Source organism: Spiractinospora alimapuensis (assembly GCF_018437505.1).
In the GTDB taxonomy this organism is placed as follows: Bacteria; Actinomycetota; Actinomycetes; order Streptosporangiales; family Streptosporangiaceae; genus Spiractinospora; species Spiractinospora alimapuensis.
In genome coordinates, this window is sequence record NZ_CP072467.1 from 3,202,010 (window position 1) to 3,221,766 (window position 19,757).

Consider the following 19,757-nt stretch of genomic DNA (forward strand, 5'->3'; position numbering starts at 1 on the left):
GAGCTGGGTGGACACACACGCGAACCTACTCCAGGGCGCAGGCCTGGCGTAGCCAGCCCGCGAAGAGTTCGACGTCCACGTCCGACGAGGTGTGGAGCTTCACCGCGGCCATGCGGCGCGCCCCGGGCTCCAAACGCCCCGACGGGTCGGTGATGTCCTGCCCCCGCCACAGACCGAAGGTGACGTACTTGGTGAAGCCCTTGATGTGGCAGACGGGGGACTGCCCCGGTCTGGCCCCGAGGCTCCACACCGGGTGTCCGTGCCAGACGGCGCCGGCGCCCGGGAGCACCTCCTCGATGACGGGGAGGAGAAGGGTGGCGATCTCGCGTTGCTCCTCGGGACGGGACGCGACGTAGTCGGCTACGGTCAGTGTGTTTGTCATGGGTGTTCCCTGTCGTCGGTGGTGTCGTTGGGTCGGCGGCTCTGGGTACGGTGTCGGAGCTCGCGGCGCAGGAGCCACGCCGTGGTGGAGAGCCACAGCATCGCCGGGATCACCCCGGCCGCCAGGGTGAGGGACCCCGCCGGTCCCCCGGTCATCGCCCAGCCGTTACCGAGCGGCACCGCGACTCCCGCGACGAGCGAGACCACCGAGAGACCACGCTGGCCACGGTGGCCGAAGTACCGGCGCAGGACCAGGCAGGCGACGGCGAGCGCGGTGAAGGAGATCGCCCCGGCGGCGAGGTGGCCGCCCGCGTGCCAGGAGAGCGAGTTCGGGGGTCCCGCCGGGGTCCCGACCGGGAATCCGTCGGCGGGGTCCATCACCAGCACGCCCGCGGCGACCATCCCCGCACCGTAGACGGCGACGAGACGTGGCGCCCACGTCCCACCTGGTGCGCCCGCGAGCACGCGCCGCAGACCGACGGCACCACCGACGATCAGCACGCCCGCCACGACGAAGTTGGTGATCTGCAACCAGCCCATCTCACCGGTGCTCAGCGCGCTGAGCGGATGCCGCAGGAGGGTGAACCCCTCTCTCGTCCCCGCCTGCGCCAGGGAGACGCACGCCCACAGCGGCCCGGCCATCGCGGCTCCGGCGAGCAGCACGGATGTGCGCGGTGGGTCCAGGGAAGGGGTGGGGTCGGTGGTCCTTGTGTGGTCGGTCGTCATGGCTCCCCACGAATCGTCGAAAGGTGTCTCGCCTCCACGTCGCCACGACGATGTGACAGGGAACGACTCCAATACCTGTCACCTGACATCGTCGACGTAGGGGTGCACACTGACCTGATGAGGAGAGATCGATGCGCTATCTGATGACCACCACCGCCTCCAGCGCCGCGGCGGACGAGAACCTGCACGTCGAGATGGGGAAGTTCGTCGAGGAGCTGACCGCGTCCGGCGTTCTCCTCGCCACCGGCGGACTGGAGCCGGACGGAACCCGGGTCACGTCTTCAGGCGACGAGATCACGGTCACCGACGGACCGTTCGCCGAGTCCAAGGACGCCATCGCGGGCTTCGCGCTCGTGGAGGTCCGGTCCAAGGAGGAGGCGATCGAGGTCACCCGCCGCTTCCGCCGCATCGTGGGCGACGGTGCGAGCACGATCCGGCAGGTGTTCGGTCCCCAGTGACGAGAACACGGTGAACGGCGGATCTCGCCCGACCCCGCGGACCAGCGCCCGCGGGGTCGTCGGAATGGTGCGGATCCCGTGACAGGGCACGAGGAGACCCACCGCACCGTCGACGCGGTGTGGAAACTGGAGTCCGCGCGCGTCATCGCCGGCCTCACCCGGATGGTGCGCGACGTCGGCACCGCTGAGGAGCTGGCCCAGGACGCCCTCCTCGACGCGCTGGAGACGTGGCCCGTGTCCGGCACCCCGCACAACCCCGGCGCGTGGCTCATGACCGTGGCCAAGCGGCGCGCCGTTGACCACATCCGACGCGAACGACGGCGCGCCGCCGCGCACGAACAGGTCGCCCGCGACCTCGACCGGCCAGCGGCGGAGGTACCGAACGACGACGTGCTGCGCCTGCTGTTCCTCTGCGCGCACCCCCTGCTGCCCGCGCCGGAACGGACGGCGCTCACCCTCCGGTTGGTGGGGGGACTCAGCGCGCGGGAGACGGCCCGCGCGTTTCTCACGACGGAGTCCACGATCACCCGACGCGTCGCCGCCGCGAAACGCACCCTCGCCGAGGCCCACGTCGGGTTCGAGGAACTGGCGCCGGAAGCGATTCCCGAGCGCGTCGCGTCGGTTCTGGATGTCATCTACCTCGTCTTCAACGAGGGATACTCCGCCACGGCCGGAGAGGAACTCCTGCGTCCGGAGCTGTGCCAGGAGGCGCTACGCCTGGGCCGACTACTCGCCGAGGTCGCCCCGCCCAACGCGGAGGTGTACGGCCTGGTGGCGTTGATGGAGCTCCACGCCGCCCGTGCCGCCACCCGGATCGGCCCGAACGGGGAGCCGGTGCAGCTCCACCTACAGAATCGGGGCCGCTGGGACCGGTTGTTGATCGACCGGGGCTTCGCCGCGATGTTGCGGGCGCGGGAGATCGGGGGGCCGCCCGGCCCGTACCTGCTGCAGGCGGCGATCGCGGTGTGCCATGCCCAGGCCCGGCGGGCCGAGGACACCGACTGGGAGCGCATCGCCTCCCTCTACGCGGCGCTGGCGACGCTGTCGCCCACCCCGGTGGTGCGTCTCAACCAGGCCGTCGCGGTGGGGATGGCCCACGGAGCCAAGGCCGGGCTCGACCTCGTCGACACGTTGGCGTCCGATCACGCGCTGCGCGACTACCACCTCCTGCCCAGCGTGCGCGGCGACCTCCTGGAACGCCTCGGCCGCCACGCCGAGGGGGCGCGAGTTCCACCGCGCGGCCGACCTCGCGAACAACGCCGCGGAGAGTGACTTCCTGCGGCGCAGGGCCACGGCCGTGGCCGCCCCCACGCCGGACCCCACCGAGCCCTCACTCGCCGACGCGGCGACGCAGTTCCTGGGGCACAGCCGCCTGAGTGCCGAGGCGCGCCGCTCCTACGGCCAGACCCTCCGCCGCCTCTGCCGCTCCCTCGGCGCGCACACACCCTTGTCGTCGGTGACGGCCGAGCAGGTGGCGCGGGTCTTCGACCTGGCGTGGGCGAACGCCGCCCCGGCGACGTGGAACCGCCACCGCTCCGCCCTGCGATCCTTCGGCGACTGGGTGGCCCGGGAGGACCTCGCGGCCCACCTGGGCCGACGCCCCCAGCCGCGCGTCCCCGCAGGCGGACTGAGCCCGACCCAGTTGGAACGACTGTGGGCGCGAACCGATCTCCCGTTACGCGAACGCACGCTCTGGCGTCTCCTGCACGAGTCCGCCGCGACGACCACACGCGTTCTCGCCCTCAACGTCGAGGACCTCGACCTGGCCGACCGCCGGGCCCGGACGGCGACCTCATGGCTCCAGTGGCGCTCCGCGACAGCCCAGCTCCTACCCCAGCTGATCGGCGACCGCACCCACGGCCCCCTGTTCCTCTCCGACCGCAAACCCGCTCCGGCCCGCACCCCAGCCGCCACCGATCTCTGCCCCGACACCGGCCGACGCCGCCTCTCCTACCCCCGCGCGGAGTACCTGTTCAAGCGGGCGACGAAGACCTTGGACCCCACCGGCGAGGGATACACCCTGCGCTGCCTGCGCGGGTGACGCCCGCACTCCCGGCCGCGACGAGACCTCAGGGTTGTTTCCCGGTGCCGTTACACCCGGGGCAGGTGACCTGCACTGTCTTCTCGGGCTTCCCGGCCTCGCCGTCGCCGGTCGAGGTCTGGATCTTGCCGCTCCCTTGACACATGGAGCAGGTGACAGGGTCTTGGCGGTGCTTGGCCATCAGGAGAACCTCCCCTGGATCTGGTTGTCGGGGTGGTGGAGCCAGAGGCGTTGGCCTTCGGCGTCGACGGTGAGCCCGAAACGATCCATGTCCGGCTCTCCCCATCCGACCCAGGCGAGATAGGCCGCCTCCAGTTCCCCCCACAAGTCACGCGGTCCGGACTGCGTAACCTGGGCTGTTCCTCCTCCGGACGACTGGGTCGCGAGCGCGTGGGAATCCCTGGCGACGTCCCGAAGCGCGATCCGGTAGGTTCCGTCCGTGGGGTTCGTCGCGCCGCTTCCCACCGACACCCCAGGCAACAAGGCGGCGAAGGCAAGTCGCAGCCCCGGGTTCGCGTGACCGATCCGGCGTGGGTCGACCTCGGCGACGGACTCACGGGTTTCCCCCTGGATGGGCGGACGGCCGACGCGCTGCGCGCGCAGCATCGTGTATCCGGCGCTGCCGACGCACCGCCCCACGGCGGCCGACCCCGTGGCGCTGAGCCGGACCCGGAACCCGAAGTTGTGCGGGTCCGGCATCCACGGGGCCACGATGATCCCTCCTGGGCGGGTCTGCTCCACCCAGGCGTAGGGGAACTCGCGAACACCGCAGGTGACGTGGAGACGGTCATAGGGCGCGCCCTCGGGGGCGCCGAACGCGCCATCAACCACAAGGAGCGTCGGGGTGAACCCCATCCGTTCCAGGTTCACCCGGGCGGTGGCCGCCAATCGTTCGTCCACCTCGACGGAGGTCACGCTCGTCGAACCCAGTCGGGCCGACAGCAGACCGGCCGTCCATCCGGTGCCCGTACCGATCTCCAGTACGCGATCACCCGGATAGGGGTCGAGGAGACGCAGGAACGCGAACACCACCCCCGGCGACGAACAAGAACTCGTCCAGTCCACCACCTGCACGGCCGTTCGCGGCGACAACTCCGTCCGACCGTCGTCCACCTGGGTGATGATGGCGCTGTCCCCCAGCACCGCCTCTTCCCAGCCCCGTGGGTCCTGGTCGCGGTCGATCCAGGTGAACGCGCCCGCGTCGAACCCCCGATCCGGCACGAACGCCTTTCGGGGGGCCGCGGTCAACGCCTCGGCCCAGTCCTCGCCGGCCAACCGCACCAGCTCGTCCGGCGCACCACCCATACCGCGACACTAGACCGTCACCTCACATCCCGGAAGCACTTCCACGGACACAAACCCCTACCCACCGCACGTGCCTCGGGGATCGACCACGGTGGACAATGGGGCACGGCGGATGCGGGCCAGTCGGGTGCGAGTGGAGGCCGATGGTGGGGACGGCGTTGCGGGTGGTCATCGCCGAGGACTCCGCGTTGTTGCGGGAGGGGCTGGTCCGGCTGTTGGCGGAGGAGGGGCACGAGGTGGTGGCCTCGGTGGGCGACGCTCCCTCCCTGCTGAAGGCCGTCCGGGAGTCCGCTCCCGACGTCGCCGTGGTCGACGTCCGGATGCCGCCGAGCCACACCAGCGAGGGCCTCCAAGCAGCTGTACAGCTCCGGCGGGAACTCCCCGACATGGGGGTCCTGGTGCTTTCGCAGTACGTGGAGCGGGAGTACGCGACCCAGCTCTACATGGAGAACTCCGAAGGCGTCGGCTACCTGTTGAAGGACCGCGTCGGCCAGGTGGGCGAGTTCCTGGACGCGTTGGAACGCGTCGCGGCCGGCGGCGCCGCGTTCGACCCCCAGGTGGTCCGCCACCTCATCGCCGGCGGGCAACGCCGCGACCCCCTGGAGAGCCTCACCCCGCGCGAACGGGACATCATCGAACTCATGGCCCAGGGCCACACCAACGCGGCGATCAGCGCGCGGCTCCATATCTCCCAGAGCGCCGTGGAGAAGCACGTCAACGCCATCTTCGACAAGCTGCACCTGGGCGACACCGCCGGATACAGCCGCCGCATCCTCACCGTTCTCCACTACATCGGCGCCTGAGCCGGCCCGCCCACGGTGCGGCGGGGGAACTGCGGTTTCCCACAGGGTAGGTGGGTGGTCATCCCCGTACCGCCAGTGGTGGGGGATCCGTAGCTTCGTCGGTATGCGCAGCACAGACACCGTCTCCGAACCACCCACGACCACGGCGCGTCTCCCACTACGCGAGATCGTCGCCTTCGTCCTCCTGGCCTACGGCCTGGCGTGGCTCGTCTACCTCCCCGCGGTCAGCGGCGGTGCGGGCCCCGAGGACCCCATCTACGGCATCAGCGCGTCGCTCTACATGTTCACGCCGGGCGTCGCGGCCCTGCTGATCACCTACTTCCTCTGGAAACCCCGGAGCGGTCTCCGGGCACTCGGCATCGTGCCGTTGCGTCCGATCCGCAGGGTCGGCGGCTACTCGTTGCTCGCCCTAGTCGTTCTCCCCATCGTGGGTGCGGTCGCCCCATGGGTCGCCGCCGCCTTCGGGGTGATCAAACTGGACCTCACCACCTTCTCCGGGTTCCGCGCCGCGCTGGAGGAACGTGCACCGGCCGTGGTCCCCTACCTGCCCGACGCCGGTTTCCCCCTGGTGGGGCTGCTGGTCGCCGTCGGCTTCGTGGCGGCCACGATCCTCCCGATGGTGTTGCTGACCTGCCTGGGCGAGGAGATCGGGTGGCGCGGCTACCTCCTGCCCCGCCTGCTGCCGCTCGGGGTCTGGCCGGCCCTCGTCGTGAGCGGGGTGGTGCACGCCTTCTGGCACAGCCCCCAACTCTTCCTGCAGATCCGCTCCGGCTCGATGGACGCGGGCGTCATCGTGGTGTACGTCCTCGGGGTCACCGTGCTGGGCCTCGTGATCGGGTGGCTGCGTCTCGCCTCCGGCTCGGTGTGGCCGGCGACGATCGCCCACGCGGCGAACAACAGCTTCGCGATCCTCGGGTTCCTCCTGGTGTCGGACGCCGACACCCCCACGAGCGCCGTCCTGTACTCCGGCAACACCGGTGGCGTGATCGGCATCGCGGTGACCCTCGCCCTGGTCGTTCCGTTGGCGCTCACCGGACAGCTTCGGGTCCGGTCCTTCGACCCGGTCCTGGAGCACGCGACCGTCCGGAAACCGTGATTCCCTTGAGTGTGCGCCCAGGGTCATCAGCCGGAACACGTCAGGCGCTCGCCATCCTGCGGGGCTTGGTCTCGCGCGTCGGCGGGCAGTTCCTCGGTCTCGTGCTGGGCTCGGTGTTCGCCTGGGCGACGCTGGGCTGGGTGATGGTCAGCGGCGTGGCGGTCGTACTCACGTCCCCCCTTCCGTCCGTCGCCCGCCGCACACGCTCATGGTGGTCCCTCGGCGGAGACGTCCTGATCGCGGGCGAACAATGGCGCCTCTCCCGGTGGCTCGACTGCGACATCCAGCGCCCGGGCGGTGTCGAGGGCAGCGGGCTCGCCTACCTGCTACTGCGGATCCCGATCGGGCTCACCACCGGCTACCTCATCTTCAACGCGGTGTTCATGATCGGCCTGTTGTTCGGTGGTGCGCTCTGGGCCGGCACCGCCGGCGACGGGACGCCCATCGAGATCAGCCTGCCGGGCGTCGACATGACCCCGGCCCCGTGGACCCTCGGCGCGTTCCTCGGCGCGTTCGTCATCGCGATGGCGATGGTGGGCACGGTCCTCATGGCGGCCGGGGACCGAGCGCTGGCCCGCCGCCTCCTCGGTCCCGACCTGAGGGATCGGTTGGAGCGGCGGATCAGCGAGCTGACCGAGAGCCGCGCCGCCGTGGTCTCCGCCGTGGACGAGGAGCGCCGCCGCATCGAACGGGACCTCCACGACGGCGTGCAACAGCGGACGGTGGCGCTGGCCATCCTCCTCGGACGCGCGGTGCGGCGCGGGGGTCAGGGGGGTGGGCAAGGTGGTGGGTGGGACGGCGAGGACCTCCTCCAACAGGCACACGACCAGTCCCTCCACCTGGTCGACGAACTGCGCGACGTGGCCTGGCGGGTCTACCCCCGCACGCTGGACGAACTGGGGCTGTCCGCGAGTCTCGCCACCATCGCGGAGAACTCGGCGATCCCCGTCACCGTGCGGGACGCCCTCACGCGACGACCAGCCGCGACGACCGAGACCGCCGTCTACTTCGTCGCCCGCGAGGCCATCACCAACGCGGTGAAACACGCCAACGCCACCGAGGTGACGGTGGACCTGGCCGAGGACCCGACCGCGGACACCCTCGAGATCCACATCCACGACGACGGTGAGGGGGGAGCGGACCCGAACGGGAGCGGGCTCCAGGGCCTGCGCCAGCGCGTCGCCGCCCTGGACGGAACCTTCGCGCTCCACAGCCCGCCCGGTGGCCCCACCACGGTGACCGCGCGTTTCTCCACCGACCGCGCCCCCGACGCCTGAGGTCCGCTCCCCGCCACGCTCCGGTCACGCCGTCCGACGGAGCCGGCGCAACGGCACCGCGTATGCACAAAGGCACACCGCAGCGGTGTCCGGCGGGCAATCCACTCCCCCGTCTCCCACTGATGGACTGCGTTTCGGCCGCTCACCCGGCCACCGACATCGAGGAGGCACCATGCGCGACGCAGCCCGCCGCACCACACGCTCCATCGTCACGACCACCGCGGTTCTCGCCCTGGGGCTGGGAACCGTCCCGGCCCATGCCGACACCGACCCCCGCGCCGACCGCCCGGACTCCCCTGGAGACACGATCACCGAAGAGATCGAGGCGGTCGTGGACTCCGAGATCGCGTCGGCCGTCATCGCACGTCACCAGGACAGTGCCACCCACTGGGCGGGGAGCGCGGGCGTCGCCGACCTCGGACGTGAGGCCCCGGCCGACCCCGACGGGTACTTCCGCGCCGCGAGCAACACCAAGACCTTCGTCGCGACGGTCATCATGCAACTGGTGGACGAGGGCCGTGTGGACCTGGACCACCCCATCGAGAACTACCTCCCCGGGACGGTTCCCGACGGGGACACCGTCACGGTGCGCCAGATCCTCAACCACACCAGCGGCATCCACAACTACACCAGCGTCCCCGGGTTCGAGATCGGGACGTGGCGCGGCGACAACCGGTTCACCAGCTACGAGCCCCAGGAACTGCTCGACGCCGCGTTCGCCAACGACCCGTACTTCGCCCCCGGGGAGGGCTGGCACTACTCCAACACGAACTACATCCTGGCGGGCCTGTTGATCGAGGCGGTCACCGGCCGGCCCTACGCGGAGGAGGTCACCGACCGCGTTCTCGAGCCGCTGAACCTGGAGCACACGGTGTTCCCGGGGACCGACCACCGGCTGCCCGAGCCGCACGCGACGGGCTACACGCTCGTCGACGGCGAGTACGTGGACGCCACGGAGTACAACCCGTCGATCGGCTGGGCCGCCGGCGAGATGACGTCCACCACCGCGGACCTCGCCCGCTTCCTCGACGCGCTGTTCGACGGCGAGTTGACCAGCGAGGAGTCGCTGGACGAGATGCTGGACCCGGTCGACACCGGGAGCGGCTACGGGTACGGCCTCGGCCTGCGCAGCTACGAGCTCGACTGCGGAACCGTGTGGGGGCACGGCGGGACGGAGGTCGCCTACGTCAGCATGATGACCCGCTCCGAGGACGGCGACACCGCGGTCATCGCCGGAAGCCTGTACCGGACCGATCTCGCCCAGCCGGACCTGCGGGAACGATTGCTCGAATCGGCGCACTGCGCGGGGTGACGCACGGCGGGTTCGTCTCCTAGGCTCCGGTCATGACGCGCACGGTCTACCTGTGGCACGACGGGGCGAAGCCCCCCGCGGAGCTCCGGATCACCCAGGTGTACGGGTGGCTGTTCGACCCCCACGGCCGGCTCGTGGCCTGCTACGACAACGGCGCGTGGGGGATGCCGGGCGGCCGCCCCGAGGCCGTCGACGAGAGTCATCACGACACCCTGGTCCGCGAGGTGGACGAGGAGGTCCAGGTGCGTTTCACCGACGCGGCCTACCTCGGCTACCAGGAGGTGCGTCGAGGCGGGCGTTCGCCCGTTGCCCAGCTCCGGTTCGTCGCCCGGATCACGGAGCTGCTGCCCCGCCGTCCCGACCCCGACCACGGCCGTACCCACGCCCGCCTACTGGCACCGGTACCCAACGTTCTGACCCGACTGGACTGGGGGCCGTCCGCGGAAGCGCAGGCGAGGAGCGCGACCGCGATCGCGGAGGCACGGTGGGCGCTCCCCGTCACCTCCCCGACGAAGACGGCCTCGCTGAACTGACGCCGCCGCTCGCGGTCACGGACCACCGGGAAAGCACGACCGACGCCGCTCGGAACCGGCCGCGCGCTACGCAAGGGTGACGCGCAGCTCCTCCCTGCCGCGGGCGGAGGCGAGACGCTCGGCCTCGTCGCGCAGAGCGTCCCGGGGGAGCTCCTGGAAAGCGGTGACGGTCAGGTCGAGGCGTCGCGCCGTCGTCTTCGCGCGCCAGGTGCCGACGACCTCCCCGTCCAACCACGCGACGCCCGGGTTGCCAAGCATCCGCCACACGGCCTTGCGGTGTTCGGTGGAGGGGACCAGGAACTCCCGGTCCCGCCCCTGGAGCCAGGGGTCGAGCGGTGGAAGCAGGCGCAGGGTCCCCGGTCGGGGGACCTCGACCTCACTCAGGAGAGCCTCGCTGGCCGTGGGCAGCCAGCGCTTCCTTCCCTCCGTGTCCACCCGCACCGGCACGGTGTCCTCGGGCCACACCTCGCGCAGGGCAGTGGCGGAGGTGCCGAGGAACCCGGCCGCCTCCGCGAGCGTGGCCGGGCCGTGGAGGCGGAGGTAGGCGGTGACGACCTCGGCCGTTCCCTCGGCGTGCTCGGGGACGGGCCAACGGTTCTCGATCGGGGTCACCACCGCCGGGGTCGTGCCCGGAACCAGCGAGAAACCGGCGAAGATCCCAACGAGCTGGAACACGTTGCCGTAGACGTGCTCGGTCCCGCACACCCGGCAGAAGTACCGGTAGGCGGCGGGCAGCGAACGCGTCACCTGGCCGCTCAGGTCACCCCGACCGATCGGTCCCGCCGCGGTGGCCTCGCGTTCCGCCTCGGCGACGGCGGTGAACGCGTCCAGGCCGGCGATTCCCGCCTCGCCGAGGGCCTTGCGTTCGCTGGTCAGTCGAGTCCAGGCGTCCCGCTCGCCCACCGGCCACAGGGCCGTGGCCAGCCCGGGCAGGTCGGCCCGCCGGTGGAGGTGCGGCGCTCCGCGAAACGACCACACCGTGAGGTGGTCGACGCCCCAGGGGGCGTCTCCCTCCGGATCGGGCACCTGGTTGAGCCGTGCCCCCAGCGCCGCCGCCACCGCGGATCCCGACGGGGCCTGGATCCCCAGGTCGAGTACGCTCAGCTCGTCCATGCTGTCGGTGCGCCGGTCCAGGCCCTGGACGTGCGCACGGTAGGCCAGGGCCTGGGACCGCGAGATCTCCAACATCGCCGGCGCTCCCGTCACGCCTGTCGTCCGAGCTTGGCGAGGAGCCGGGTCTGTGCGTCGGCCCCCTCGGGTGGTGTGACCTCCTCGCCGCACACGTCCTTGCGCCGGACGTTGTCCCCGAACCTTGCCACCCGTTCCCAGGCGAGGTCGATCTCGTCGGGAACGATGAGTTCGTCGCCACCCGTGGCACGGGCGAGATCCCACCGGTGCACCACGAGATCGAAGTTGAGGAACATGTCGACGGCCGCGTCGAAGCGGGTGCGCCCGAAGAACCCGTCGAACTCGGCTCCGGCCCGTTCGGGGGCGTCCAGGTCCGCCTGGACCACCGCCCGCGCGGCGTCCCACGCGGCCACGGGGTCGTCGTCCACTGAGGGGATCTCGCCCAGGCTTCGGCCCACCAGCGCCAGGAAGTACCCCTGGGTGTCCACCACGTGGCGAACGACGTCGCGCGCCGTCCACTCCTCGCAGGGCGACTGGTTCTCCCAACGATCACCAGGGACCTTCGCCACGACGTCCGCGAACGCCGCGCCCAGCTGGGCGTACCGCTCTGAAATATCGCTCATCACTGGTCAACTCCCGTGCGTGTTTCCTTCTGTTCTTCCTCCATCCTGCGCTGGTAAGCCCCGATCGTCTTGAAGAAACACGACGTCACCGCGACTCCGAGTGAGTGGTGGCCAGAGCGGGGGCGCGGGGAGTGGACTGTGGGTCAGGCACTCCGGTGGGCCACGGTGCGCCACAGCCCGGAATCGCTCTGGTCGTGGTGGGCGACGGTGAACCCGTGTTCGACGAGTCGCTCGACCACCCAGTCGGCGGCCAGCCGGAGTTTGGGGTAGCTACTCGTGGCGAAGGTCCATCCGTCGGCGCTACGGGTGTGAACGATGTCGTGCACCTCAACCGTGTCCTCGTCGGCGAAGTCCAGGAAACACGTCATGATCTGATCGTCGGTGCTGCGAACCGGGATGGCCCGGTCGGTACCGTAGAGCGGACGGGAGAGGTCCCGATAGGTGAGGACGAGCCGACCGCCCGAACACAGCGCGCGCGCCGCCGCCTCGAAGACCGCCTCGACGCCCGCCCGGTCGGGCAGGTGAAGCAGTGTGTCACCCATGCACACGGCGGCGTCGAGGGCTCCGGTGGCGAGCTTGTCGAGGGCACTCACCGCGTGGTCGTGGACGGTCTCCACGGCGGGTCGACCCCTGGCGTGCGCTCGGAGCTCCTCGAGCAACGACCCGTCGGTGTCGATCGCGAGGACGTGACCGTAGCCCATGTCCGCGAGCGCGAGGGTCTGCGCTCCGGACCCACATCCGAGATCGGCGACGGTCCCCGATCCCAGGGAGGCCGGTCCGCCGAGCAGCGTCCCCAGCAACGCTCGCTGGGTCCGTGCGGTGTGTTCGATGTCGCCGCCCAGCATCCAGGTGTAGTTCGGGGCGAGCAGCCGACGGTAGTGGTCTTCGACTCTGACGCTCACGTCGCTGGTACCTCTGTTCTGTTCGGGGCGCGGCCACGCGTCACGAGTGGGCCGAAGACGCGAGGGGGACGGCGCGGCTCGTTCCGGGCGGTGTCGAGGATAGTAGTGACCCTTCACCCGCTCCTCGAATCCTGCCCCCACACCCTTTCGATTGGTCGCCCCTGAACTGGGAGAAAGACATCACCCCCCGCGAATGTCGGGACGATGGTGCGACATAGGATGAGGAGGTGGTCAAGGACGTGGGTCAGGACGCGCGGGGCATCATCGCCCCGGACGCCGGGCTGACCCAGTTCCGGATGGACCGATTCGCGCCCTCCACGGAGATCAACCGGCTGGTGGACCGGTACTGGCTCATCCGTTGGGACCTCGATGAGCCGTTCACGCAGCGGGTCTATCCGCATCCCGTCGTCAACGTCGTGTTCCAGCCCGGGGCGGGAACAGTCAACGGTGTCGCGACGCGGGTCGACAGCCGGGAGCTCGCGGGCGAGGGGTGGGCGCTGGGCGTCATGTTCCGTCCCGCCGGCTTCCGTCCGCTCACGGACGGTCCGCTGACCGCGCTGCGCGACCGCGAGGTCGCACTGGATCGGGTGTTCGGATCCGAGGGCACGGGACTCAGCGACGCGGTGAACGCCGCGTCGACCGCGGAGGACCGGATCGCCGAGATCGAGACCTTCCTGGCCGCACGACTGCCCGCCGGGCGACACCCGGCGGAGGACACCGCCGCGCTGGTGGAGCGGATCGCGGCGAATCCGTCGAGCGCCCGCGTCGAGAGCCTGGCGCGGGAGGAACGGGTGAGCACCCGTCAGCTCCAGCGACGCTTCGCCGACCATGTGGGGCTGAGCCCGAAGAACGTGGTGCGCCGCTACCGACTGTACGAGGCCGCCGAGCGGGTACGCCACGGGACCGCGGTGGACTGGGCGGACCTGGCCGCCACTCTGGGGTACAGCGACCAACCCCACCTGAGCCGCGACTTCACCGCCGTCATCGGCGTCTCGCCCGGCCGCTACACCCAGCTCTGTGGCGCGCCCGCGGCCTGACCATCTCGGCGCGCTGCGCGAACAGAAGCCGGGTGAACTGGGACGATGGCGTTGTGTCGAACGCGGACAGGGACCGACCGATCAACATCCGGATCGGCCACGAGGAACTCGTCATCCGGCAGCGGTACGAAGCTGTCGGGATCTGCAACGACACCCTCATCGCCGTGTGGTTCATCGTCGGCAGCATCATGTTCTTCTCCCCCACCTCCACCACGACCGGGACCTGGTTCTTCCTCCTCGGCAGTGTCCAATTGCTGGTCCGGCCGGTCATCCGCCTCACCCGCATGATCCACCTGCAGCGCATCGGAAACCTGCCTCCCGGCGCCGACCACGCCGACCAGGAGTTCTGACCGCGATCCCCCTGGTCACCCAGGCGGGGAGGATTCACCCCAGCCGACCTCGTCCGGTTGTGGGAACGACAGCCCTGTTCGGAGGTACGGGACGAACTCCGGAGCCGAGTGACGGCGCGGTTACGTGCCGCCCGGGAACGCGTTGAGGAGTACGAACGCTTCCAGGTCTTCTTGCGGGGCGCGCTCGAGAGCCTGGAGCGCCCCGCGGACACCGAGAAGGGCTGTGGAGCGGACTGTCCGTGCGTGAGCCCTCCCGAGACTCCGCCCGCCGGCGTCGTATCCCTGCCACTGCTGTCCGCCGGCGCCGCCCCGAGCTGCTCTCTGGGCGACACCGCGCTGACCCAACGGCTGGAGCGGTGGCGTGGGCTGCTGGTGGACGCCGAGCCGTACCCTGGACCCCGCGGCCGGGTTTGGGCGCTGCCGATCGAACACGCCGGTGCCGTGGCCGAGCTCGCGGCGGCGGAGACCGCGTGCTGTCCGTTCCTGGAGCTGCGCATCGACTTCACCCCAGAGACGGTCCGTCTGCACGCGCGTCTGGCCCCCGAGGTCGCCCCCGATCTCGACGGCAGGACCGCGGAGGCGGTGCGCTGGCTGACCGGCGGACCGGACGAGGACACGGAGGACGCACGACCATGACGATCGCGGAGCGGCTGCAGTCGGTCCTGGTGGCCGGCGCCGCCGCCGCGGGGCTGGGCGCCGGCCTGCTCCTTCCCGTGAGCGACGCGCTCGGACACGTGGTGCTGCCCGCCCTGGTGCTGATGGTGGCGGCGGTCTTCGTGCAGATGGACGCCTCCCGGATACGGGAGACGCGCAACGGCGGGCCCGTCGTCGCCGCGAGCCTGGTCCTGAACTTCGTGTTCACCCCATTGCTGGCCTGGGCTCTGGGTGCCGGGCTGCTCGGCGGCGCCCCCGACCTCCGCATCGGTCTCCTACTGCTGTTGGTCACCCCCTGCACCGACTGGTACCTGGTCTTCACCGCCGTGGCGCGCGGCCACACCGGAATCGCCGCCGCGCTGCTGCCGGTGAACCTGGTCCTGCAGCTCCTGCTCCTGCCGGTCTACGTCCTCCTGCTGGGTGGTCCGGCGACGTTCGTGGACGCGGGGACCCTCGTCGAGTCCGTACTGCTCGTGTTGGCTGTGCCGCTGCTCCTCGCGCTGGGCGCACGGTGGGGAGCCACACGGCTGCGCGGGCCCGAGTGGCGGGACCGGGTGCTGGTCGGCCCGGCGGGACACCTCGTCCTCCCGCTGCTCTACGTCGCGGTGTTCGCCATGTTCGCGTGGCAGGCCCGGACGGTGGCCGACAACGGAGGGGAGCTTCTCGCGCTGCTGCCACCCCTCGCCGTGTTCTTCGTGGTCGCACCCCTGGCGGCCTGGGGAGCCTCCCGACTGCTCCGCCTGCCGGGGGACCAACGGGTCACCCTGATCATGACAACGACGGCCCGCAACTCGCCGATCGCGCTGGCGATCGCCGTGGCGGCCTTCCCGGATCGCCCACTGATCGCGGTCGCGCTGGTGGTGGGCCCCCTCATCGAGCTGCCGATCCTCGCGCTGCTCAGCCAGGTCGTTCGCGTCCGGGATCGCCTCTCCGTCGCCACGTGACCTCCCGGGTGGGCCCCGCGCGGCGCTCCGGGCCCGATGGCGCTGGTCGGACGCGCCTCTCTGCCCACGGTGGCGGCTGCCCGGGGGCGACCGAGGTCGGTTTGCTAGGGTCGAAAGCGCCGTGGGTTTCCCGGTGCCGAGGTCACGGCCTCGGAACTGGGAAGGCAACAGGGAACCCGGTGTGAGTCCGGGACTGCCCCGCAGCGGTAAGTGGGAACGAAAGCTGTCACCGCCAAGGCGGTAAAGCACTGGGTCTTTTGGGCCCGGGAAGCGGCAGCCGGTAGGAACGGGCGTCACGCCCCCGCCCACGAGTCCGAAGACCTGCCCGTGGCAAGCGGTCACCACCCGGTGCCCGCTTGAGTCCGAGCCTCGCGGGTGGGCACGACCGAACACACGGGTCCGCAGCGACCCCCTCGGCCGTTTCCTGGCAGCCCTCCCGCGAGGCCCGCGCTCGTCGAACGAGCTCGCGAGGAGAGAGCAGTTGAACGCACCACAGCGCATCGGCCCCACCGTCCTCGGATATCCCCGTGTGGGACCCGACCGGGAACTCAAGGCGGCGTTGGAGAGCTTCTGGGCCCAGCGAGTGGACCACGCCGAACTTCTCGAGGTCGGACGCCGTCTGCGCACCGACGCGTGGCAGCGCATGTCCGAGGCGGGACTGGCGTCCGTCCCCGTCAACACCTTCTCCCATTACGACCACGTGCTCGACACGGCGCACCTGTTCGGCGCCCTCCCCGAACGCCACACCGCGCTGGGCGGGTCTGAGCTGGACACCTACTTCGCCGCCGCCCGTGGCGCCGACGACACCCCGGCGTTGGAGATGACCAAGTGGTTCGACACGAACTACCACTACCTCGTGCCGGAGCTCAGTCCTGACACCCGGTTCACCCTGCACGGGACGAAGCCCGTGGACGAGACGCGCGAAGCCCGTGGGCTCGGGTACCGGCCCCGCCCGGTGGTGCTCGGGCCGGTCACGTTCCTGCTGCTGTCCAAGCCGAGCTCGGACGCGCCGGCGGGCTTCTCGCCCCTGTCCCTGCTCGACCGGTTGCTCCCGGTGTACGTCGACCTCCTCCGGGCACTCCAGGAGGCCGGTGCGGACGTCGTCCAACTGGACGAACCCGCCTTCGCCGCCGACCGATCCCCGGCGGAGCTGGACGCGCTGAGGCACACCTATCAGCGGCTGGGGTCGGAGGTACGGCGTCCCGGAATCTGCGTGGCCACCTACTTCGGACCACCCCGGGAGGCGCTCCACGTGCTGGCGCGCACTCCGGTGGAGGCCCTGGCCGTGGACCTCGTGTCCGACCCCGACACGGTCGACGCCCTCGCCACCGAACCCGCGCTGCGGGATAAGGAGATCGTGGCGGGAGTCGTGGACGGGCGCAACATCTGGCGCACGGACGTGGACACCGCGCTCGGCCGCGTGGCCCGCCTCCTGGGCAGCGCCGACCGGGTGAGCGTCTCGACGTCGTGCTCCCTCCTGCACGTGCCCTACGACGTGGAGCGCGAGACCGCCCTCGACCCACGTGTCCGGTCCTGGCTGGCCTTCGCCGACCAGAAGGTACGCGAGGTGGTACTGCTGGACCGCGCGCTGCACGAGGGACGTGACGCCGTCGACGCCGACCTGGCCGCCGCCCGGGCCGTCGTGACCGACCGGACCCGTGCCACCGACCTGCGCGACAACACCGTACGCGCGCGGCTCGAGGCACTGCGGCCCGAGGACGCGCGACGCGGAGACTACGCGGTCCGCGCGGCCGCCCAACGCGACGCGCTACGGCTACCGCTCATGCCCACCACCACGATCGGTTCCTTCCCCCAGACCCAGGAGGTGCGCAGGGCCCGCGCCGACCATCGGGCGGGCCGGGTCGACGCCGACGCCTACCGACAGGTGATGCGCGACGAGGTCGAACGCGTGGTGCGGCTCCAGGAGGAGATCGGGCTGGACGTCCTCGTCCACGGGGAGCCCGAACGCAACGACATGGTGCAGTACTTCGCCGAGCAACTGGGCGGGTTCGCCGCCACGGAGCACGGCTGGGTACAGTCCTACGGCTCACGCTGCGTGCGACCGCCCGTGCTCTACGGCGACGTCACCCGCGGCGGCCCGATGACGGTCGAGTGGGCACGTTACGCGCAGTCCCTCACCACGAAACCCGTCAAGGGCATGCTCACCGGGCCGGTCACCATCCTGGCCTGGTCCTTCGTCCGGGATGACCAGCCGCTGGCCGACACCGCTCGGCAGGTCGCGCTGGCGATCCGCGATGAGGTCCACGACCTGGAGTCCGCAGGGATCCGGATCATCCAGGTGGACGAACCCGCGCTGCGCGAGTTGCTGCCGCTCCGCTCCGACGAGCACAAGGCCTACCTGGACTGGGCGGTGACGGCCTTCCGGATGGCGACCTCGGGCGTCGCGGCGTCCACACAGATCCACACCCACCTGTGCTACTCGGAGTTCGGCGAGGTCCTGCCGGCGATCGACGCGCTCGACGCCGACGTGACCAGCATCGAGGCGGCGCGGTCCCGGATGGAGGTGCTCGACGACCTCAACGACGCCGGGTTCTCCCGGGCCGTCGGCCCAGGCGTCTACGACATCCACTCCCCACGCGTCCCCGGAGCGGCGGAGATCACCGACCTACTGCGCACTGCGGTGGACGCGGTTCCGGTCGAGCGTCTGTGGGCCAACCCCGACTGCGGCCTGAAGACCCGCGGCTACCCCGAGGTGGAGCCGGCCCTACGCCACCTGGTCACCGCCGCCGAACGCATCCGCGCCGACCGGTAGCCGACACCGACGCCCCGCCGTACGGCCATGCCCGCGGCGGGGCGTCGGTCCCGGCCACGGCGAGGGGCGGGAAGCCACAATGGACAGTCGCCCGAACCAGTCGGCCCCACCCACCGCAGGTCTACCCACAGGCTGTGGACGACGCGCGCCCCGAGCCGCAGCGGGATAGCCTGCTGACACCGCCCCCTGGGTGCTTCGACCCGACCAGCTCCGGAGGTCGGTGCTGGTCGGGTGACTGGACCCAGGTATGCGCGTGAAGCCCCGTCACCACCATTTCCGCGACACCATCCGGGAACACCGAGTACGTCACCAACCACGCGCGTGGCCACGGTCCACCGGTCCCGCCCCACCCAGCACAGTCCGCTGTGGGACGGGACCCATTCGGACACCGCACCTCACCACAGTTGGATCGCCAAGGCACCGCCCACGAGCAGGCAGAGCCCGGAGCAGCGGGCGCGGGTCAGCGCTCGTTGGGGGAGACGGAACAGGCCGTACTGGTCGATCGCGGCCGAGGTGAGCTGTTGGCCGGCCACAGTGAGGGCGACGGTCACCGCCGCGCCGACCACCGGGATGAGCAAGAACGTTCCGGTCACGTACCCCACCGCGCAGGCCGCACCCAGCCATCCCCACCAGGGCATCCGGCGCAGCGGCCCCAGTCGTGGACGCGGGGTGCCCCCCGCTACGAGCAGCACCGCCAACGTCACCGCGATCGCCAACGTCGCCACCGTGAAACTCACCGAAGCCACCGCGAGAGGCTCTGCCACCACACCCCGCAGTTGTGCGTTGACCGCACCCTGCACGGGCAAGCCCGCGCCGGCGGCCAAGCCGAGCATCGGCCAGCCCCACCCAGTCCCCGCGGGGCGCCGCGCCAAGGTGCCCACGGCCCCCGCTGGGACGGAGGCGACCTGAGGGGCACGGTGCTGCGCCCGGACGACGGTCGCGATCCCGCCGAGCACGGCCAACCCACCCAACACCATCCCGACTGACAGCGGGCGGAGTGTCACACCCAGCGCTCCGGTCAGGTCGAGAGCCAAGGAAGCGAACATTTGCCCGGACACGAACAACCCGACAGTGGTCACCGCGCCGAGACGCGGAATCAGCAGGATCCCGCTGGTGATGTAGAAGGGGCTGGCCAGTCCGCCCAGAAGGTGCCACCACCGCGCGTCCACGACGCCGCTCGTGTCGGCGAGCGCCCCGGTCCCGGCTCCCAGGAGCAGAAGCACACCCGCGGCGAGGGCCAGTTGAAGCGTCGCAGCACCGTAAGGCGTCCCAACAGCCTTGTTGAGCTGCTGATTCACCGACGCCTGCACGGCCAGGAGGCATCCAAGCAGCGTGGCCGCCGCGAGCAAGAGGGTATACATGACTCTCTCCATCCGGACGCAGTGTCCACTTATCCGTGAACCGCAGCATACAA

The 19,757-nt window shown here is 70.9% G+C and carries 20 protein-coding genes and 1 riboswitch; of the genes, 13 read left to right on the forward strand and 7 right to left on the reverse strand.

Going from position 1 to position 19,757, the window contains the following annotated elements; genetic code table 11:
- Positions 1-25: 25 nt before the first annotated feature.
- On the reverse strand, positions 26-382 hold the full coding sequence (locus J4H86_RS14750; protein WP_236538058.1) for a DUF1801 domain-containing protein: 357 nt from the start codon (positions 380-382) through the stop codon (positions 26-28).
- A complete protein-coding gene (locus J4H86_RS14755; protein WP_236538060.1) occupies positions 379-1,107 on the reverse strand; it encodes a DUF998 domain-containing protein in 729 nt (242 codons plus the stop codon). Before J4H86_RS14755 ends, J4H86_RS14750 begins: the two co-directional genes overlap by 4 nt.
- A gap of 131 nt (positions 1,108-1,238) precedes the next feature.
- Here J4H86_RS14755 and J4H86_RS14760 point away from each other — a divergent pair, with 131 nt between their 5' ends.
- The 3 genes from J4H86_RS14760 (at position 1,239) to J4H86_RS14770 (ending at position 3,606) form a co-directional block, all read left to right on the forward strand.
- Complete coding sequence (locus J4H86_RS14760; protein WP_236538062.1) at positions 1,239-1,565, forward strand: YciI family protein; 327 nt, start codon at positions 1,239-1,241, stop codon at positions 1,563-1,565.
- Between the two features lie 78 nt (positions 1,566-1,643).
- On the forward strand, positions 1,644-2,837 hold the full coding sequence (locus tag J4H86_RS14765) for an RNA polymerase sigma factor (RefSeq protein WP_330932417.1): 1,194 nt from the start codon (positions 1,644-1,646) through the stop codon (positions 2,835-2,837).
- A 25-nt stretch (positions 2,838-2,862) separates the two neighbouring features.
- Positions 2,863-3,606 carry a site-specific integrase gene (locus tag J4H86_RS14770; protein WP_236544035.1) on the forward strand — a complete coding sequence of 248 codons (744 nt, stop codon included), beginning with the start codon at positions 2,863-2,865 and terminating at the stop codon, positions 3,604-3,606.
- Positions 3,607-3,786: 180 nt separating this feature from the next.
- Here the strand turns inward: J4H86_RS14770 and J4H86_RS14775 are convergent, their stop codons facing one another.
- Positions 3,787-4,911: a methyltransferase domain-containing protein gene (locus J4H86_RS14775; protein WP_236538063.1), complete on the reverse strand. Its 1,125-nt coding sequence runs from the start codon at positions 4,909-4,911 to the stop codon at positions 3,787-3,789.
- Positions 4,912-5,069: 158 nt separating this feature from the next.
- Here J4H86_RS14775 and J4H86_RS14780 point away from each other — a divergent pair, with 158 nt between their 5' ends.
- The 5 genes from J4H86_RS14780 to J4H86_RS14800 all read left to right on the forward strand — a co-directional run bounded on the left by J4H86_RS14780 (position 5,070) and on the right by J4H86_RS14800 (position 9,932).
- The gene (locus tag J4H86_RS14780) at positions 5,070-5,714 is read left to right on the forward strand and encodes a response regulator transcription factor (RefSeq protein WP_236544036.1); all 645 of its coding nucleotides are present in this window, start codon (positions 5,070-5,072) and stop codon (positions 5,712-5,714) included.
- A gap of 103 nt (positions 5,715-5,817) precedes the next feature.
- Positions 5,818-6,810 (forward strand): CPBP family intramembrane glutamic endopeptidase, encoded by a 993-nt coding sequence (locus J4H86_RS14785; protein ID WP_236538065.1) that lies wholly within the window; start codon positions 5,818-5,820, stop codon positions 6,808-6,810.
- A gap of 11 nt (positions 6,811-6,821) precedes the next feature.
- On the forward strand, positions 6,822-8,087 hold the full coding sequence (locus tag J4H86_RS14790) for a sensor histidine kinase (protein WP_236544037.1): 1,266 nt from the start codon (positions 6,822-6,824) through the stop codon (positions 8,085-8,087).
- A gap of 172 nt (positions 8,088-8,259) precedes the next feature.
- On the forward strand, positions 8,260-9,399 hold the full coding sequence (locus J4H86_RS14795) for a serine hydrolase domain-containing protein (protein WP_236538067.1): 1,140 nt from the start codon (positions 8,260-8,262) through the stop codon (positions 9,397-9,399).
- 32 nt (positions 9,400-9,431) lie between these two features.
- Positions 9,432-9,932: an NUDIX hydrolase gene (locus J4H86_RS14800; protein ID WP_236538069.1), complete on the forward strand. Its 501-nt coding sequence runs from the start codon at positions 9,432-9,434 to the stop codon at positions 9,930-9,932.
- Between the two features lie 66 nt (positions 9,933-9,998).
- Here J4H86_RS14800 and J4H86_RS14805 read toward each other — a convergent pair whose 3' ends face one another.
- The 3 genes from J4H86_RS14805 to J4H86_RS14815 all read right to left on the reverse strand — a co-directional run bounded on the left by J4H86_RS14805 (position 9,999) and on the right by J4H86_RS14815 (position 12,585).
- Positions 9,999-11,120 (reverse strand): DNA glycosylase AlkZ-like family protein, encoded by a 1,122-nt coding sequence (locus tag J4H86_RS14805; RefSeq protein WP_236538070.1) that lies wholly within the window; start codon positions 11,118-11,120, stop codon positions 9,999-10,001.
- Positions 11,121-11,134: 14 nt separating this feature from the next.
- Positions 11,135-11,683, reverse strand: a complete 549-nt coding sequence (locus tag J4H86_RS14810) for a TIGR03086 family metal-binding protein (protein WP_236538071.1) — start codon at positions 11,681-11,683, stop codon at positions 11,135-11,137.
- 143 nt (positions 11,684-11,826) lie between these two features.
- On the reverse strand, positions 11,827-12,585 hold the full coding sequence (locus tag J4H86_RS14815; RefSeq protein WP_236538073.1) for a class I SAM-dependent methyltransferase: 759 nt from the start codon (positions 12,583-12,585) through the stop codon (positions 11,827-11,829).
- Positions 12,586-12,812: 227 nt separating this feature from the next.
- On the opposite strand from J4H86_RS14815, the gene J4H86_RS14820 reads away from it, so the two are divergent.
- From J4H86_RS14820 to metE, 5 genes are all read left to right on the forward strand, one after another.
- Entirely contained in the window at positions 12,813-13,622 is an 810-nt protein-coding gene (locus J4H86_RS14820; RefSeq protein WP_236538075.1) for a helix-turn-helix transcriptional regulator, read from the forward strand.
- A gap of 53 nt (positions 13,623-13,675) precedes the next feature.
- On the forward strand, positions 13,676-13,972 hold the full coding sequence (locus J4H86_RS14825; protein WP_236538077.1) for a YrhK family protein: 297 nt from the start codon (positions 13,676-13,678) through the stop codon (positions 13,970-13,972).
- Between the two features lie 108 nt (positions 13,973-14,080).
- Entirely contained in the window at positions 14,081-14,608 is a 528-nt protein-coding gene (locus J4H86_RS14830; RefSeq protein WP_236538092.1) for a hypothetical protein, read from the forward strand.
- Entirely contained in the window at positions 14,605-15,570 is a 966-nt protein-coding gene (locus J4H86_RS14835; protein ID WP_236538094.1) for an arsenic resistance protein, read from the forward strand. The genes J4H86_RS14830 and J4H86_RS14835 overlap by 4 nt, the downstream gene beginning before the upstream one ends.
- Before the next feature lie 110 nt (positions 15,571-15,680).
- Positions 15,681-15,913: riboswitch (cobalamin riboswitch) on the forward strand.
- Between the two features lie 138 nt (positions 15,914-16,051).
- Positions 16,052-18,343: a 5-methyltetrahydropteroyltriglutamate--homocysteine S-methyltransferase gene (gene metE, locus J4H86_RS14840; RefSeq protein ID WP_236538102.1), complete on the forward strand. Its 2,292-nt coding sequence runs from the start codon at positions 16,052-16,054 to the stop codon at positions 18,341-18,343.
- A 395-nt stretch (positions 18,344-18,738) separates the two neighbouring features.
- On the opposite strand, the gene J4H86_RS14845 is transcribed toward metE, so the two are convergent.
- Positions 18,739-19,704: a DMT family transporter gene (locus J4H86_RS14845; RefSeq protein WP_236538104.1), complete on the reverse strand. Its 966-nt coding sequence runs from the start codon at positions 19,702-19,704 to the stop codon at positions 18,739-18,741.
- Positions 19,705-19,757: the final 53 nt, after the last annotated feature.

What these genes read in the sequence shown, in the direction of transcription:
- J4H86_RS14750 (WP_236538058.1), bottom strand. Translation starts at nt 382, where the DNA reads ATGACAAACACACTGACCGTAGCCGACTACGTCGCGTCCCGTCCCGAG.
- J4H86_RS14755 (WP_236538060.1), bottom strand. Translation starts at nt 1,107, where the DNA reads ATGACGACCGACCACACAAGGACCACCGACCCCACCCCTTCCCTGGAC.
- J4H86_RS14760 (WP_236538062.1), top strand. Translation starts at nt 1,239, where the DNA reads ATGCGCTATCTGATGACCACCACCGCCTCCAGCGCCGCGGCGGACGAG.
- J4H86_RS14775 (WP_236538063.1), bottom strand. Translation starts at nt 4,911, where the DNA reads ATGGGTGGTGCGCCGGACGAGCTGGTGCGGTTGGCCGGCGAGGACTGG.
- J4H86_RS14785 (WP_236538065.1), top strand. Translation starts at nt 5,818, where the DNA reads ATGCGCAGCACAGACACCGTCTCCGAACCACCCACGACCACGGCGCGT.
- J4H86_RS14795 (WP_236538067.1), top strand. Translation starts at nt 8,260, where the DNA reads ATGCGCGACGCAGCCCGCCGCACCACACGCTCCATCGTCACGACCACC.
- J4H86_RS14800 (WP_236538069.1), top strand. Translation starts at nt 9,432, where the DNA reads ATGACGCGCACGGTCTACCTGTGGCACGACGGGGCGAAGCCCCCCGCG.
- J4H86_RS14805 (WP_236538070.1), bottom strand. Translation starts at nt 11,120, where the DNA reads ATGTTGGAGATCTCGCGGTCCCAGGCCCTGGCCTACCGTGCGCACGTC.
- J4H86_RS14810 (WP_236538071.1), bottom strand. Translation starts at nt 11,683, where the DNA reads ATGAGCGATATTTCAGAGCGGTACGCCCAGCTGGGCGCGGCGTTCGCG.
- J4H86_RS14835 (WP_236538094.1), top strand. Translation starts at nt 14,605, where the DNA reads ATGACGATCGCGGAGCGGCTGCAGTCGGTCCTGGTGGCCGGCGCCGCC.
- J4H86_RS14845 (WP_236538104.1), bottom strand. Translation starts at nt 19,704, where the DNA reads ATGTATACCCTCTTGCTCGCGGCGGCCACGCTGCTTGGATGCCTCCTG.